This is a genomic window from Streptomyces sp. NPDC047869 (assembly GCF_040704065.1).
Lineage (GTDB): Bacteria > Actinomycetota > Actinomycetes > Streptomycetales > Streptomycetaceae > Streptomyces.
Genome location: NZ_JBEYRK010000001.1, coordinates 244,486 through 259,693 on the forward strand (window position 1 = coordinate 244,486; position 15,208 = coordinate 259,693).

General features: G+C 71.2%; 12 protein-coding genes and 1 tRNA gene. 10 read left to right on the forward strand and 3 right to left on the reverse strand.

What is annotated here, in order from left to right:
- The first annotated feature begins 128 nt into the window (after nucleotides 1–128).
- From AB0924_RS01135 to AB0924_RS01155, 5 genes are all read left to right on the forward strand, one after another.
- Nucleotides 129–1,427: a VCBS repeat-containing protein gene (locus AB0924_RS01135; RefSeq protein ID WP_366910375.1), complete on the forward strand. Its 1,299-nt coding sequence runs from the start codon at nucleotides 129–131 to the stop codon at nucleotides 1,425–1,427.
- Nucleotides 1,428–1,622: 195 nt separating this feature from the next.
- Nucleotides 1,623–3,095 (forward strand): FG-GAP and VCBS repeat-containing protein, encoded by a 1,473-nt coding sequence (locus tag AB0924_RS01140; protein ID WP_358933108.1) that lies wholly within the window; start codon nucleotides 1,623–1,625, stop codon nucleotides 3,093–3,095.
- Nucleotides 3,096–3,119: 24 nt separating this feature from the next.
- Entirely contained in the window at nucleotides 3,120–4,145 is a 1,026-nt protein-coding gene (locus AB0924_RS01145; protein WP_366910376.1) for a Yip1 family protein, read from the forward strand.
- 202 nt (nucleotides 4,146–4,347) lie between these two features.
- Nucleotides 4,348–4,818, forward strand: coding sequence for a hypothetical protein (locus tag AB0924_RS01150; protein WP_366910377.1), 471 nt, complete (start codon nucleotides 4,348–4,350; stop codon nucleotides 4,816–4,818).
- 725 nt (nucleotides 4,819–5,543) lie between these two features.
- Nucleotides 5,544–6,287 (forward strand): hypothetical protein, encoded by a 744-nt coding sequence (locus tag AB0924_RS01155; protein WP_358933115.1) that lies wholly within the window; start codon nucleotides 5,544–5,546, stop codon nucleotides 6,285–6,287.
- Between the two features lie 254 nt (nucleotides 6,288–6,541).
- Here the strand turns inward: AB0924_RS01155 and AB0924_RS01160 are convergent, their stop codons facing one another.
- Both AB0924_RS01160 and dcd read right to left on the reverse strand, forming a co-directional pair.
- Nucleotides 6,542–7,045 carry a phosphoribosyltransferase gene (locus AB0924_RS01160; RefSeq protein WP_358933117.1) on the reverse strand — a complete coding sequence of 168 codons (504 nt, stop codon included), beginning with the start codon at nucleotides 7,043–7,045 and terminating at the stop codon, nucleotides 6,542–6,544.
- A 13-nt stretch (nucleotides 7,046–7,058) separates the two neighbouring features.
- Entirely contained in the window at nucleotides 7,059–7,634 is a 576-nt protein-coding gene (gene dcd, locus AB0924_RS01165; protein WP_351672548.1) for a dCTP deaminase, read from the reverse strand.
- A 523-nt stretch (nucleotides 7,635–8,157) separates the two neighbouring features.
- Here dcd and AB0924_RS01170 point away from each other — a divergent pair.
- The 4 genes from AB0924_RS01170 (at nucleotide 8,158) to AB0924_RS01185 (ending at nucleotide 12,650) form a co-directional block, all read left to right on the forward strand.
- Nucleotides 8,158–8,231, forward strand: a tRNA-Gly gene (locus AB0924_RS01170).
- A 207-nt stretch (nucleotides 8,232–8,438) separates the two neighbouring features.
- Nucleotides 8,439–11,720, forward strand: a complete 3,282-nt coding sequence (locus tag AB0924_RS01175; RefSeq protein WP_366910378.1) for an FG-GAP-like repeat-containing protein — start codon at nucleotides 8,439–8,441, stop codon at nucleotides 11,718–11,720.
- A 156-nt stretch (nucleotides 11,721–11,876) separates the two neighbouring features.
- Complete coding sequence (locus AB0924_RS01180) at nucleotides 11,877–12,215, forward strand: MerR family transcriptional regulator (RefSeq protein WP_358938070.1); 339 nt, start codon at nucleotides 11,877–11,879, stop codon at nucleotides 12,213–12,215.
- Nucleotides 12,216–12,446: 231 nt separating this feature from the next.
- The gene (locus tag AB0924_RS01185) at nucleotides 12,447–12,650 is read left to right on the forward strand and encodes a cold-shock protein (protein WP_030736617.1); all 204 of its coding nucleotides are present in this window, start codon (nucleotides 12,447–12,449) and stop codon (nucleotides 12,648–12,650) included.
- Between the two features lie 90 nt (nucleotides 12,651–12,740).
- On the opposite strand, the gene AB0924_RS01190 is transcribed toward AB0924_RS01185, so the two are convergent.
- Nucleotides 12,741–13,475: a DUF4232 domain-containing protein gene (locus tag AB0924_RS01190; RefSeq protein ID WP_366910379.1), complete on the reverse strand. Its 735-nt coding sequence runs from the start codon at nucleotides 13,473–13,475 to the stop codon at nucleotides 12,741–12,743.
- Nucleotides 13,476–13,689: 214 nt separating this feature from the next.
- Between AB0924_RS01190 and AB0924_RS01195 the strand changes: the two genes are divergently transcribed.
- Nucleotides 13,690–15,105 (forward strand): helix-turn-helix transcriptional regulator, encoded by a 1,416-nt coding sequence (locus AB0924_RS01195; protein WP_366910380.1) that lies wholly within the window; start codon nucleotides 13,690–13,692, stop codon nucleotides 15,103–15,105.
- The last annotated feature ends 103 nt before the right edge of the window (nucleotides 15,106–15,208 follow it).

Sequence of the window (15,208 nt, forward strand, 5' to 3'; positions counted from 1 at the left end):
GCGCCGTGGTGTCCGCGGACCGCCGTGGCCGCACCGCCGTGGCCGATCCGCCACCCCGCCCCTTACCCCGCCTCTCGAACGCGTGCATGATTGCGAGGTTGTCGTCTGAGAGCCGGGAGAGGTGCGCGGTGCGCGTGCGCAGACGTGGGATCGGTACCGCGGCCACCGCCGCCCTCTGCGGCACCCTGCTCCTCGCCGCCTGCGGCCCGGGCGGCGCCGACGGCGGGGCCGGGCCCACACCCGCCCGGATCGCCGACGCCCCCGCCGAACTCCCCGTCCCGCACGGTGAGGGGAGCGACGTCCCCGACGACTTCAACGGCGACGGCCACCGCGACCTCGTCCTCAACGACCTCGTCAAGGAGGACAGCCACGCCGACGACACGGGCATCGGGATCGTCTACGGCGGCCCGCGCGGACTCACGCCCGGCGCACGGCAACTGCTCACCCCGAGGAAGCAGGCAGCCCCCACGAAGGGACAGCCCCCGGCCGTCTTCGACGCGGAGGAGGGCTGCGACCTGGACGGCGACGGCTTCACCGACCTGATCGTCTCCACCGACCCGCCCTACGACGGCCAGGGCCGGCCCCCGGTGCCGCTACAGGTGCTGTTCGGCTCTCCCGCCGGGCTGACCGGCCGCGCCGTCAAGCTCACCGTCCCGGCCCGCGCCCGCTTCGGCAACGACTGGCCGGACCAGCCGGTCTGCGGCGACTTCGACGGGGACGGCAGGAAGGACCTGGTGTTGCACGCGTCCGGCGGCAGGCTGTCGTACCTGCGCGGCCCGTTCAGCCGGACCGGCGCCCCGCACGCGGCCGGCGCGCCGCTCCCCTCCCCCGGCGAGGTGCCCGTCGGACCCGCGGCCGACGTCGACGGCGACGGCTACGACGACCTCGTGGTCCGCGCCACCGAGGGCACCGGCACCGCCGCGGTCGTCCTCGGCGGCCCGGCCGGCCCCGCCCGCACCGGCACCCGCCTGCCCGCCGGCGTCGACGTGGCCCTCGGCCGCTTCGGCCGCGGCAAGGCGCTGGACGCGGCGGTCGGCGGCACGGCGGAAACGTCCCTGCGCTACGACCTCCCGGCTCCCGCGGCCCGGGCGGCCCTCGCCGTGCCCGGCTCGATGCTGGACACCGCAGACTTCGACGGCGACGGCCGCGACGAACTCGTCTCCAGCGGCTCCCGGCTGCGTGTCCTGCGCGCGGGGACGGCCGGGCTGTCCGGGAAGGACGCGGTCACCCTCGCGCCGCCCGGGCCCGGCACCACCCGGGTCCTCACGGCCGGCGACTTCGACGGGGACGGACGGGCCGACCTGGTCGTGCGGACGCACCGGGGCGGCACGAAGGACACCGTCGCCGTGTACCGGGGGTCGGCGAAGGACCTGCTCGGCGGCGAACCCGCGGTGACCTTCTCCAGCTCGGAGTTCCTGGCGATGTGATCCGGGCCGGTCCGGTTCCCGGCGGCCCCGGAAAGTGACAGGGCTCACGCACAACCCTTGTGCCCCGAGGCAGGTCTCCTCTGCGCCGAACGCTCCGTGAACCGCGGGACAACTCGCGGCGAACCCGGACGGTCCGCACCCCATCGACTGCGGATGCCCGCCAGGCATCCCCCGCATGCAGCAGGAGAGACCCGCATGCACAAGCCTCTGCGACTCGCCCTCGCGACGGCCACCGCCGCCGCGCTGACGGGCGGGCTGCTCACGTTCGCGGCCGTGACCGCCACGGCCGCGGACTCCACCGTCGTCCCGCAGGCCGACTTCGACAACGACGGGATCGGCGACACGGCCTTCTCCGCGGACGGCGCGTACGTCAGCGGCAAGAAGGGCGCCGGCCAGCTCGTCGTGCTCTACGGCTCCCAAAGCGGCGTATCGTCCGCCAAGCGCTCCACGATCAGCCAGAACACCGCCGGCAACCCCGGCTCCGCCGAGACCGGCGACCACTTCGGCTCCGAGACCGCGTACGCCGACTTCAACAACGACGGCTACGACGACCTCGCCGTCGGCACCCCCGGTGAGGACGTCGGCGGTGACACCGACGGAGGCGGCGTCGCCATCCTGTGGGGCTCCGCCGCCGGCATCACCGGCAAGGGCGTCTCGGTCGCCGACCCGGCGCCCTCCGCACACGACTACTGGGGCAAGAACCTCGCCGCCGGCGACTTCGACGGTGACGGCCGGGCCGACCTGGCCGTCGGCAGCTCCACCGCCACCATCTACGTCCTCAAAGGCGGCTTCAACTCCTCCGGCACCCCCGGCGGCAAGTACACGGTCAAGCCCCCGATCATGGGCACCGACGCGAACGGCCCGCTCAACCTGACCGCCGGCGACATCAACAACAGCGGCCAGACCGACCTGGTGGTCGACGGTTTCGAGACCGACACCGCCGACGGCTGGAACCGCAACTACTACATTCCGGGCGGGGCGAGCGGACTCCACATGTCCGAGGCCATGCCCCTGAAGCCGGGCGTGATCACCGCGATCGGCGACATCAACGGCGACCACTACGGGGACATCGTCAGCGGCGCCTACTGGAACACCACCACGGAGACCGGCACGGCCGTCCCGGACTCCGGCAAGGGCGGCAAGGTCTGGGTGACCTACGGCTCCGACGGCGGCCCCTCCAACGCCACCGGCATCACCCAGGACACGGGCAACGTCCCCGGCACCGCCGAGGGCAACGACTTCTTCGGCTACGAGCTCGACCTCGGCGACGTCAACGGCGACGGCTTCCTCGACCTCGCGATCGGCGTGGCCGGCGAGAACATCGGCAGCGCCGCCAACACGGGTACGGTCACCGTCCTCTACGGCACCCCGGACGGCCTGAACACCGACTCCGGCGCCCAGTCCTTCGCCCAGTCCACGGCGGGCGTGCCCGGCAGCGACGAGGACGACGACTACTTCGGGCAGGACGTCAAGCTCGACGACGTCACCGGCGACGGCAGGGCCGACCTGATCGTGGGCTCCAGGGAGAACGCCGACAACGGCGCGGTGACCTACCTTCCCTCCAACGGCACCAAGATCACCACGACCGGCTCCCGCGCCATCGCCCCGAGCACCTCGGGCGTCTCGACCACGGGCACGCCGTTCTTCGGATCAAACTTCGCCGACTGACCGACCCTGACGGTCCCTTAGGGGATGTCACAGGTCGGCCGCAAAGCCGGGCCCGGACGCCCGGGCCCGGCACGTCGGTCCCCGGGACCAGGTACGTTCGATGACGTGGCTGGATTCAGGAGCGGACGTGGGGGCCGAGACAACCGCACCCCCCAAGGACAGCAGGCGCCGCAGGGACCGTCGTACGGACAGGGGCGGCCCGGCGGGCCCTCGCAGGGACGGCAGGGGCCGCCGCACGGACGGGCCGCGGGCCCCTCGTACGGCTATCCGGCGGCACCGCAGCCGCCGTACCCGCAGCAGGGGCAGCCGTACGGGTACCCGGGGCCGGCCGGCGACGGTCCGGAGTACTTCGGCGACGGCGGCCACCCGGGCGCCGGACACGGAGGATACGACCCGTACGCGGCGAACAACCCGGGCCACACCCAGGCGTTCTCGGTCGACGAGGCCGCCGGCTACACCCAGGGCTCGACCTACCACGCCGGCGCGGCCGCGCCGTCCGGCCCGATCGGCCCGCCCCTGCACTGGAAGGAACTGCTGAAGGGCGTCGTCCTCGCCCCGAACCAGACGTTCCTGCGGATGCGGGACTACACGATGTGGGCCCCGGCCCTGATCGTCACCTTCCTCTACGGCCTGCTCGCCGTCTTCGGCTTCGACGGGGCCCGCGCGGACGCGATCAACGCGACGCTGTCCAACGCGATCCCGATCGTCCTGGTCACCGCCGTGGCGATGGTGCTGAGCGCCTTCGTACTGGGCGTGGTGACCCACACCCTGGCCCGCCAGCTCGGCGGCAACGGCGCCTGGCAGCCCACGGTCGGCCTGTCCATGCTGATCACGTCCCTCACGGACACCCCACGCCTGGTCTTCGCCATGTTCTTCGGCGGTGACGCCGGCTTCGTCCAGTTGCTCGGCTGGGCCACCTGGATCGGCGCGGGCGCCCTGCTCACCCTGATGGTGTCCCGCTCGCACGACCTGCCCTGGCCGAAGGCGCTGGCCGCGTCCGCCATCCAGCTGATCGCGCTGCTGTCGATCGTGAAGCTGGGCACGTTCTAGCCGGCCCGTCCCCTTCCGGAAGGCCCCCGCGCGGTCCCCCGCCGGGGGCCTTTCGCGCGCGCCAGGCGCATTTCCCCGGTGAGGCTGTCCGGGGGAAAAGAAAGGCACCGCAGCGTGCCCGGTGATCGTTCGCCGCCCGCCGTGGCCATTCTGTCCACCGAAGCCAGGAATTCGGCATCAGGGACGACGAAAGGTTGGTCGAGTGAAGTTCGCCAAGCGATGTGCCGCGGTCAGCGCCGCTGTGACGGCAGCGGTTCTCTTCAGCGCCGGCGGCGCCCAGGCACAAGGTGACGGGGACGCCCTTCCGCTGTTGCGCAACGTGACGCTCCTGCAGATCTCCTACCCCGCGATGGACCAGGCCCGGATGGGCGAAGCCGCCACCCGGGCCCTGAAGGCCGCCAAGGACGACGACCCGGGCACGATCACCGTCTACTGCAACCAGCAGCAGCAACAGCAGCAACAGCAGGCCGCCGCGGACCCCGCCGCCGCCAAGGCGCTGAAGACCACCAAGGCCACCAAGGCCACCAAGTCCGCCAAATCCAGCAAGTCCAGCAAGTCCACCAAGGCCAGCAAGTCCACCAAGGCCCTGAAGACGGTCAAGAAGGACGACGGGAACACGGTCACCATCGACTGCATCCAGCAGCAGCAACAGCAGCAGCAGGCGGGGCAGTGACGACGACGCTCTGACGACACGGTCCGGCGCCCGGCGGCACGAGCCCCCGGGCGCCGGACCGTTCACCGGTGTCCTAGCGGGCGTCCTTGGACGGCGTGATCGGCGTACCGGCCTTCCGGACCGGAGGCAGCACGGACCAGGCGTCATTGACTGGATGAGGGTAGTCCCGCAGGCATCATTTGCGCAGGTCAGCGCCGGGCAGACGCACGAGAACGCGAGGCCTGCGGATACTCGGCCTCGCGTTCTGGGTTGGTGATGGGCCACTCAGCTTGGAGTCAGCGCCACACGGGCCCGATCAAGCCCCGGCTGCGCTCCGCTCCGCCGGGCGGGCTTCCCGGCTCCACTCGGGGCGCCGCTCCTGCCTCCGGCCCGCTCAGCCCGCGCTGCGCCGACGCGCGCCCACATGTGGATAGGGCCGGTGGCCAGTCGACCACCGCCCATCGCAGTTACGGTCAGAACAGAGCCTCCGGCGGGGGATCGGCCGGCACCGGGATGGAGGGGGCTCCGTTCCCGACTGCGGGTCCGTATCGGCGTGCGCGGGGTGCTCCCATCCCGTACGCCATCGACCCAGGCAGAGCCGAGCAGGCGTGGTTCATGGCGTACTGGATGTGAGCTGGGGAAAGTGGTGGGTTGAGCAAGACGATCCCGGCACGCAGCCTGACGGTGAAGACACCCGATGACCTGTCGTATCGTTCCTCGTCACCGTACGGACAAGGGGAGGGACCATGAGCAGGGCCATCGGGCGAAGACACCTGGCGGTCATGGCTTTGATGGCCATCGGCATGACGGCTTGCGGCGGCAACCATGACGGAGGCTCCCCGGCAGGGCCCGTCAGCGGAGGCACGGAGCACAGGGCACGTGTGCTCTCTCAGCAGCAGCTCGAAGATGCCGTAGTGGACGCGCATGATCTTCCCGGAGTCCAAGTGGAAGAGATTGGAGCGGGAACGAAAGGCGTGGGCAATGGCGTCATCCATGCCGCACGCCGTGCCAACACCGCCCCGTCGCTGTGCGCGCCGGTCAGCGCCGCAGTGGATGGAGCCAGCGGCTACACCCCCGTCGGCAGCGTGCAGCGCATCGCAGGCACGAAGGGGCACTCTGCGACCCTCACCCTGGTGTCGTACCGCTCAGCGGATGCCTCACAAGTCATAAAAGAGCTTCGTACGAGCTTGAAGTCCTGCAAGGGATACGAGGCGGGCGCGGGTGCCATGAAGGTGACGTACGACGACGTCGAGGCCACCAACGCTCCCCCGCAAGGCGATGAAGGGGTCGCCTTCCGCCTCAAGTGGGTTGTTGAGCCCGGTGAGGACGGCCTGAAGTCCCCCGTCAGTGTGGCCGTCATCCGCCACGGGTCCACACTGGCGATCTACAAGGCCGTTTCCTACACGCCCAGGGCATCGGCGAACATCCCAGGCGATCTCGTCAACGCCCAGTCGAATGTGCTGGACGCCGCCCTTCACACCCCTTCGTAGTCGTGCCCCCGAGTGCCGTTGCCATTGCCGGTCAGTCGCTGCAGCTCCTCGCGTGCCACCTGAACTCCCCTTCGGCTGGCCCCTCTTGGGACGTCTGCCATGACCGTACGAGGGGCCGGTGAGCTGCGTCTATGCGACCGCCCGGATATTCGCGTTGTCGGGTAAGGGCGTGCCGACACGCCCGGACTCACTGGAAGGTAGGGATACGCAGAAGCCCCTGCCGGACGGCAGGGGCCAGCACTGCGACCTGGGGCTTAGGCGTCCAGGACGGTGGTGTGGTGGCGGATCACAGGGGGCTCAACAGACCACGGGAAATTAATCCAGATCGAGTCCTCGGTCCGCTTCCAGACGTACTCGCACTTCACCAGGGAGTGGGACTTCTCATAGATCACCGCGGAGCGCACCTCGGCGACGGTGTCGAGGCAGAAGTCGCGCACCAGCTTGAGCGTCTTTCCGGTGTCCGCGACGTCGTCGGTGATCAGCACCTTCTTGTCGGAGAAGTCGATCACGTTCGGCACGGGCGCGAGCATGACGGGCATCTCCAGCGTGGTGCCGACGCCGGTGTAGAACTCGACGTTGACCAGGTGGATGTTCTTGCAGTCGAGGGCATAGGCCAGCCCGCCCGCCACGAACACCCCGCCCCGCGCGATGCTCAGCACGACGTCGGGCTCGTACCCGTCGTCCGCGATGGTCTGCGCCAGCTCGCGGATCGCGGTGCCGAACCGCTCGTAGGTCAGATTCTCCCGCGCTTCGCTCATGTCGCCGCCGCCCTCACACCTGGGTCCGGTGGAAGTTCAGGAAGGACCGCGAGGCGGTCGGCCCGCGCTGCCCCTGGTACCGGGAGCCGTAGCGCTCGCTGCCGTACGGGTGCTCCGCCGGCGAGGTCAGCCGGAACATGCAGAGCTGGCCGATCTTCATGCCGGGCCAGAGCTTGATCGGCAGGGTGGCGAGGTTGGACAGCTCCAGGGTCACGTGACCGCTGAACCCCGGGTCGATGAACCCGGCGGTGGAGTGCGTGACGAGCCCGAGCCGGCCCAGGGAGCTCTTCCCCTCAAGACGCGAGGCGAGGTCGTCGGGGAGCGTGATCACCTCGTACGTCGACGCGAGCACGAACTCCCCGGGGTGCAGGATGAACGGCTCGTCGCCCTCGGGCTCGACCAGCCGGGTCAGATCGGCCTGCTCGATCGAGGGGTCGATGTGCGGGTACCGGTGGTTCTCGAACACCCGGAAGTACCGGTCCAGCCGGACGTCGATGCTCGACGGCTGCACCATGGTTTCGTCATAGGGATCGATCCGTACCCGCCCGGCATCGATCTCGGCCCGGATGTCCTTGTCTGAGAGAAGCACGCCCCGAGGATACGCAAGGCGCGCGGAGCCCCGACAATCGTGACGACTCCGCGCGCCTGTGTACGTGTGCTGGTGGTCCCGGCTACCGCTTCTCCAGGGCGACCGGCACCACACTGCGGAGCCGGGCACACCGCGGACACCTCACGAGCCGGCCGGGGCCCAGCCGCTCGGCCTTCTGCATCGGGAACGAAGTGGCGCTGAAGACGTGCCCGTCAGCGCAACGAACGACGGTGCGTTCCATCAAATCCCTCAAGTCCCTTCCCCAAGAGCCTCATCGCCCTGCTGCTCTGACGACGAAAGCCACATTACGGGATCAAAGAGACGGCTCTCCAGGCGGCACTCCGGCCTCGCCCGGCCCCTCTCCCACCCCGCCACGGTACGCCCCAACTCCGTTCCCCCGCAGCGGTATCCCATGCCCCGGACGCACGTGGACCCCCGGGTCCGGGCACCGGGGGTCCACGATGGGGTACAGTGAGCGAGCGTTCGGGCATCGACTCCGCGGAGCCGATCCGCCCGAAGTTACGCGGGTGTAGTTTAATGGTAGAACATCAGCTTCCCAAGCTGAGAGCGCGAGTTCGATTCTCGTCACCCGCTCCACGAAGAAGGCCCAAGTCGAAAGACTCGGGCCTTTTTGCCGTTCTAGGAATTCCGCTGTGGCCGCCCCGACTTCACCCTTGCCCCCAGCCTGGTCATGGACATGCTGTTAGGCTCCCACGCGCGTGGGGGAGCGGCCGGGGGGCCGGGGAAATGCCAGTGCATTGCCGTACGTCTCGCCATGCCTTCTTCTTGCTTCCAGGAGGAACAGTGGCCCGATCCGGCCGGCGCAGTCGCAACTCGGTTCCTGTCCACCGCTCGGTACGCCCCGGCCGGCCGGCGGCGCATACCGCGGCCGCCCTGGCGACGGCACTGACCCTGAGCCTCCCGCTCGCCGCCGTGCCGTACCCGGCGGCGGCCGCCCCGCAGTCGGCTGCCGACTTCGTGCTGCCCGCCGCCGCACGTGCCGTGCCCAGGACCACGCAGATCCTCAACGCGGGGACCAGCGGATTCCTCTGGGCCCAGGAGGGCGACGACCGGCTCCTGTGGACCGAGTACGCCACCGGCACCACGACCGCGCTGGAGCAGGGGCTGGACGTCCCGGTGCAGTACGACATCGACAGCGGCTCCTTCAGTGCGGCCGCGTCCTTCCAGCCGGGCTACTACGGGGACGGCTCCGACACGGTCGCCCTCTACTCGGAGGAGGACGCCCAGGTCACCCTGCTCCAGGGCGCGGGCGCCTCGGGCGGCGCCGCCGTGGTGCCGGTGCCCGAGGGCCACACCTACCAGGGCACGTTCGGCGGCACCGTCCTCAGCAGCACCAGCGGCGGCAACGCGAACCCGAGCGCCTACCAGATGTGGCGCGTCCAGGACGGGGGCGAGGTCGTACAGACCCCCGTGACCGGGCTCCCGGACGGTGCCTTCGACGTGGTGGTCGAGGACGGCGACGCCCGGTCCGTCATCCTGCGCTACGAAACCGGCGCCGACGATCGGACCCAGACCCACTGGGGAATCGTCGACCTCTCCCTCGGCGTGTTCGGCGGGCTGCCCGACCGGGTCGGTCCGGACGACACCTGGGAGGTGACCGGGTTCCGGCTGGGCGCCGACTCGGTGCTGCGGCTGCGCAGCGGACGCGGCAAGGCGGACCTGTACGACCGCGACGACCTGTCCGCCGAGCCCCGTACCTTCGACACGGGCTCCCTGACCCACCAGGCCGCGTACGGGATCATCGGTGACAAGCTGCTCGGCGTCGAGCCGATGTCACCCGGCGACAACAAGTACCGGGGCCAGCCGCTGTGGGCGCTCACCACAGACGGCACGGACACCGATCTGACCCAGGTCATGGACCCGGCAGCCCACGGACTCGTCCAGGCGCCGGACGGCTCGGTCCTCGTGGCGGGCGCCGCGCGGCCCGTCGAGCGGGGCGACCTCGACTGGGGCGTGTACCGCGTGTCCCGGGGACCCGGCGGTTCCGTCGTCCGCGACCGTGTGACCGCCGTACAGCCGATGCCCGCGCAGGTCCTCGGGCTGTCCCTCGGCAGCGGCATCCTCACCACGGCTGACAACAGCACGCGCTACGAGCCGGAAACCATCCGCGGCGCCTACCGGAGCACTTGGTTCACCACGGGCGGCACTCCGACCGTGGCCAGGACCACGGTGGACGGGCTGGTCAGCGGACGGGACGGCGACTGCACCGACGGCACCGGCCACTGCATCCGGATGTTCGCCGACGGCACCGGCCACCACGGCCGTCTCGAGCCCACCGAGTCGGATCTGACCATGCTGCGCGCCAACGGCGCCGAGGACTGGGGTCCGACCCTCGACACAGGCGACCCCGGCCCGGAGCTCCAGGATCTCTCCGGACGGTACGCGATCGTCGACGGCGCCTCCTCCGGCCGTCAGTACGTCGGCCGGTTCGCCGACGGCTCGGCGGGCAAGGTGCTGCAGAAACGCGACCGGGTCGCCGCGGCCGTCTGGGGCGACACACTGTGGAGCGGCGCGGCCACCGGAGGGAAGGTCACAGCCACCCGGCTCCCGTCCGGCGCCGCCATGGAGTCCTTCACCACCCGCAACGGCTGCACCCCGTCCGACCTCCAGGCGGTGGGCCGCTGGGTGTACTGGGTCTGCCGGGACGCCTGGGGCGACGTGCTGGGCTCGGGCGTCTACGACCGTGCGTCCAAGCGCACCGCCACCGCCCCGGCGAGCCGGGTCCTCCTCGGTGACGGGTATCTCGTCGAGCGCGTCGGCGGCACCGAGTCGAGGAGCGGTCTCACGCTCATCGACCTGCACAACGGGCTGCCGTCCAGCGGCGATCACACGGAACTGCCGAGCCGCAAGCTGGCCGACTGGACCGACATCGGCCGGGACAGCTTCAGGGTCGGTCTGAACTGGACGGTGGACCGCTTCGGCGGCGGCGTCGCCTACGCCGACCGCGAGCAGCGCGTCCACCTCCTACCGACCGGCGTTCCCGCGTCCGCGCTGTCGGCCATCGACTCCACCGTCGCGGCCGGAGCCGCGAGTTGGTCCGGCACCTGGTGGCTCTCGAAGCCCGCGGCCTCCTGGAAGGTGACCGTCCGCGCCAGGGCGTCCGGCGCCACCGTGCGCACCGTGTCCGGCTCCGACGCCCGCGGCCTGCTGAAGGCCACGTGGGACGGCAAGGACTCGACGGGCCGCCTGGTCACCAACGGCATCTACACCTGGACGCTCACCGCCCGGCCCGCCGACGGCCAGGGCTCCGACCTCAGCCTGTCGGGCAGCGTGGCGGTGACGGCCGGAGCGGCGGCGCCGCGCGACTACGCGGGCAAGGACGGTGTCGGCGACCTGCTCACGCTCAACTCCTCGGGCACCCTCACCATCCGGCGCGGCACCGGCACGGGCACGCTGGGCAGCAAGGTCTCCGGCACCGACTGGCCCACCAGCGCCAGGTTCGTGCCGTTCGGCGACCTGAGCGGCGACCGCTGCAATGACGTCCTGGTGCGGCTGAGCAGCGGCGCCCTGCGCGCCTACCGCCCGGCGTGCGGTGCGGCGGTGACGCCGTCGACGTCGTACACCACCCTCGCGAGCAGCGGCTGGACCCAGTACGACGTGCTGACCTCGCCCGGTGACGTCAGCGGCGACGGACGCCCGGACCTGATCACCCGCAACGCCTCCACCGGCGCCGTCTACCTCCACAAGGGCACCAGCACCGGCAAGCTGTCGTCCCGCGTGAAGCTGTACGACGACTGGAAGGGCTACAAGAAGATCATCGGCGCCGGCGACCTCAACGGCGACGGCATCGGCGACCTGCTCGCGCAGGACAAGGCCAACACCCTCTACCGCTACAACGGCAAGGGCGACGGCACCTTCGCGGCCCGCGCCAAGGTGTTCGGCGACTGGGGCGCCTCCTACAACGCCGTGGTCGGCGTGGGTGACCTCACCGACGACGGCAGGGCGGACCTCGTCTCCCGCGACAGCAGCGGCAACCTCTGGCGCAACAGCGGCGACGGCAAGGGCTCCTTCGGGTCCCGCACGAAGATCGCGACGGGCTGGCAGACGTACAGGGCGATCATGTAGGAGCGTTCCCGCGCCCGGAAAACTGCCACGGCGAGGACACATGTCCCTGCATTGCGGCGCTAGGGTTGCGGTATGAGGCAGAGGAGCTCCAGGTCCGCGGCGCTGGTGCGGCGCGGACCCCGGGCCTCCCCGCCGCACCCCCGAGACGAAGGTGCCATGCCCGCCGATACAGCTCCCGTCGCCGGCAACCTCGACGACGACGACTATCCCGCCTACACCATGGGGCGGGCCGCCGACGCCCTCGGGACCACGCCCGCCTTCCTCCGGGCCGTCGGTGAGACCGGGCTCATCACCCCCCTGCGTTCGGGAGGAGGCCACCGCCGTTACTCCCGCCGCCAGTTGCGCGTCGCCGCCCGGGCTCGCGAACTGGTCGGCCAGGGCACTCCCGTCGAGGCGGCCTGCCGCATCGTCTCCCTCGAGGACCAGCTCGACGACGCTCTCCGCCTGAATCGGGAAATGCGCCGGAAGCTGGACGGACGCGTCACGGATAGCTAGTCCCGCCGGTACAGAATTGACGACGGCGGCCGGCCGAGAATTACCCGACGCTCCGGAAAATGCTCAGGTGCCGCGCCCGGCACCTGTGTTAGCTTGGCTACCGGTTGCAGTTTTGGTTGCCAGAGATTTTTTCTTTGCACAGCTTTCCGGATTTTTCCGGAGGGGTGATCATCGCGGCCACTCGGTTCCGTAAAGTGCGGATCCGGCACTGCCCCTCTAGGGAGATTCAATATGGCATCTGGCACCGTGAAGTGGTTCAACGCGGAAAAGGGCTTCGGCTTCATCGAGCAGGACGGCGGCGGCGCTGACGTGTTCGCCCACTACTCGAACATCGCCACCACCGGCTTCCGCGAGCTTCAGGAAGGCCAGAAGGTGACCTTCGACGTCACGCAGGGCCAGAAGGGCCCGCAGGCGGAGAACATCGTTCCCGCCTGACGCTGACGCGAATCGTCGCGAACCCGTGGTTCGCGCACCACGTGGCCGGGGCCCGCACCCTTGAGGTGCGGGCCCCGGCTCGTTCGCGTGTCACCAGTTCAGGGCGTCGTCCATCGTCGACTGCCAGTACGTGACCTGGACCGAGTCGTCGACGTACACGCCCTTCGCGGGCAGCGCCGGGTGGGCGGCGACCTTCGCGCTCGTGTCGAAGTAGACCTCCAGGGACTTGGTCGTGTAGCCGTGGGAGCCGCTGCCGTCCCCGGCCGAGAGACGGACGCCCGCGTAGCCCGACTCACCGGGTGCCAGCGTGACCACCGCCTGCGGCTTGGAGTCCTCGTAGGCCGCCGGGACGGACTGGGCCTCGCCGAACCGGACCGCCGGGTAGTGGAGAAGGTCGCAGTTCTTCGAGCCGGTGTTGGTGACGGTGAGGAGCAGGTGGTTCAGGGGGCGGGAGACCACCGTGGCGGTCGTCCGGGTGGCGGAGACGGAGCAGCGGGAGATGGCCCCCGAGCCCTTCGAGTCCGGCGAACCCTTCGAGCCCGTGGACCCGGACGAGCCCTTGGAACCGGACGAGGCCTGGGAGCCCGTGGTGCCGCTCGAAGCGGCCGCACCGCCGGCCGAGCCGTCCGCCGAGCCGTCGGAGGTCCCCCCGCCCGCCTTGGCCGAGGACGTGGCGGAGGCAGTGGGCGCCGGCGTGGACGCGGTTCCGGCCGACGCCCCCTCGTCGCGGACATCCTGTCCGTCGTTGCACGCCGTCAGCGTCAGCGCGGTGGCGGCGAGTGCGGAAGCGAACAGCAGACGGGTGCGGCGGGTGCGAGTGGACATGGGATCCCCCTTGTGCGGTACGGGTGTTGACGTGGGCCGCTCGTCCGGGATCCGGGAGCGGCGTGCTTGGATGGCCCAAGCTTGTGCGGTGATCCGTCCCGGTCGCCAGGACTGCCGGGACATCCGGGACGCTGGAACGCTCGCAACAGCTCTGACCTGCTGAAATGACCTCCCCCTGGAACGGGGGCCCGGGACGCCTGGAGGGGACGGAACGGTGACGGGGGACGATTTCCCGGAGCTGCTGGGCCGGTTGAAGGAACGGTCCGGGCTCAGTTACGGGGTGCTCGGGAAGCGGCTGCACACGAGTGCGTCCACGCTTCACCGGTACGTCAACGGGGACGCCGTACCGACGGACTACGCGCCCGTGGAACGGTTCGCACGGCTGTGCAGGGCGACGCCCGAGGAACTGGTGGAACTGCACCGGCGGTGGGTTCTGGCGGACGCCCGGCGCCGGCAGCGGGCGAGCGGGGCAGCGGAGGCCGGGACCGGGGCCGCGGTGGCCGAAGAGCCGTCCGCGACCGGGCCGGAGGGGACGGGGGGCGGGGCGGAAGCGCCGGCCGCGGCCGGGACGGCGGAGGCGGAAGCGCCGGCCGTGTCCGCTGCGGCGGAGCCCGGGGCGCCGCACGCTTCCGGAACCGCGGAGCCCGAGGCGCCGGCCCCGGCCGGGACGGCCGGGGCCCGGGCCGAGGGTGAGGTGCGGGGTTCGGCGGGGGCTCGCGTGGCGCGGCGGCGTGCCGTCGTCCTCGCCGGGGCCGGTGTGGCCGCCGCCGTGGTGTCGGCCGCGCTCGTGGCGAACCTCCTGTCCGGCGAGGGCGGGGGCGAGCTCCGCCGGGCCGGTGACCCGTCCACGGGAACGATGGCCTCTCAGCCCGTCTCCGGGAGTGCCGGCGCCCCGGGGACGGGCGGCGCGAAGAGCGGTTCGCCCGCGCCGTCCGCCTCCCGCGGCGCGGGTCCCCCGGCTTCCGCCTCCGCCTCCGCCACCCGTGGCGGCGGGGCCGGGGCGGCACGGGGCGGCGGTTACGGGGACGGGGCCACCGCGCCCGCCGTCGCCGTCGATCCGTACAAGTGGGAGGACCCGTGCAGCCAGCACTACCTGGTCGACCGGCAGCCCGAGCAGGTGCCTCCGCCGCCGGGTGAGCCGGACGCGCGCGGGTGGGTCACCGCGCTGGGCGGGGTCGCCGGCGGACAGCAGATGCTCGCGCTGACCGTGCAGGGGACCGGCAGCGCCACCGTCGTCCTGGAGGACCTGCATGTGCGGGTGGTGGAGAAGAGCGCGCCGCTCGCCTGGAACGACTTCGCGATGGGCGTCGGGTGCGGTGGTGGTGTGGGAACGGCGGCGTTCGGGACGGACCTCGATGCCGGGCGGCCCGCGCTCACCCCGAAGGCCGGTCAGCGCGACTTCCCCTACAAGGTGAGCGAGTCCGACCCCGAGGTCTTCTACGTCTTCGCGGACGCGCGGGCGCACAACGTGAGCTGGTACCTGGAGCTGGACTGGTCCAGCGGCGCCCGGCACGGCACCGTACGCGTCGACGACAACGGCAAGCCCTTCCGCACCAGCGGGAACGTGGGACGCCCCGCGTACAGCCATCCGCTCGGCTCCTCGGAGTGGGGGCCCTCGCAGCCGGGGTGACGGCGAGCCGACGACGGGGCGTCGGACCGCTCTTTCGGGGTAGGCGCGCTCCTTCACGCCGGGACCAATCCGCCACCGCTCCTGGACCGGATTACGTCCGGAG

Bases quoted from the DNA above. Each gene is read 5' to 3' on its own strand.
- AB0924_RS01185 (WP_030736617.1), top strand. From the start codon at position 12,447: ATGGCATCTGGCACCGTGAAGTGGTTCAACGCGGAAAAGGGCTTCGGC.
- AB0924_RS01155 (WP_358933115.1), top strand. From the start codon at position 5,544: ATGAGCAGGGCCATCGGGCGAAGACACCTGGCGGTCATGGCTTTGATG.
- AB0924_RS01140 (WP_358933108.1), top strand. From the start codon at position 1,623: ATGCACAAGCCTCTGCGACTCGCCCTCGCGACGGCCACCGCCGCCGCG.
- AB0924_RS01190 (WP_366910379.1), bottom strand. From the start codon at position 13,475: ATGTCCACTCGCACCCGCCGCACCCGTCTGCTGTTCGCTTCCGCACTC.
- AB0924_RS01160 (WP_358933117.1), bottom strand. From the start codon at position 7,045: ATGAGCGAAGCGCGGGAGAATCTGACCTACGAGCGGTTCGGCACCGCG.
- AB0924_RS01145 (WP_366910376.1), top strand. From the start codon at position 3,120: ATGTCACAGGTCGGCCGCAAAGCCGGGCCCGGACGCCCGGGCCCGGCA.
- AB0924_RS01180 (WP_358938070.1), top strand. From the start codon at position 11,877: ATGCCCGCCGATACAGCTCCCGTCGCCGGCAACCTCGACGACGACGAC.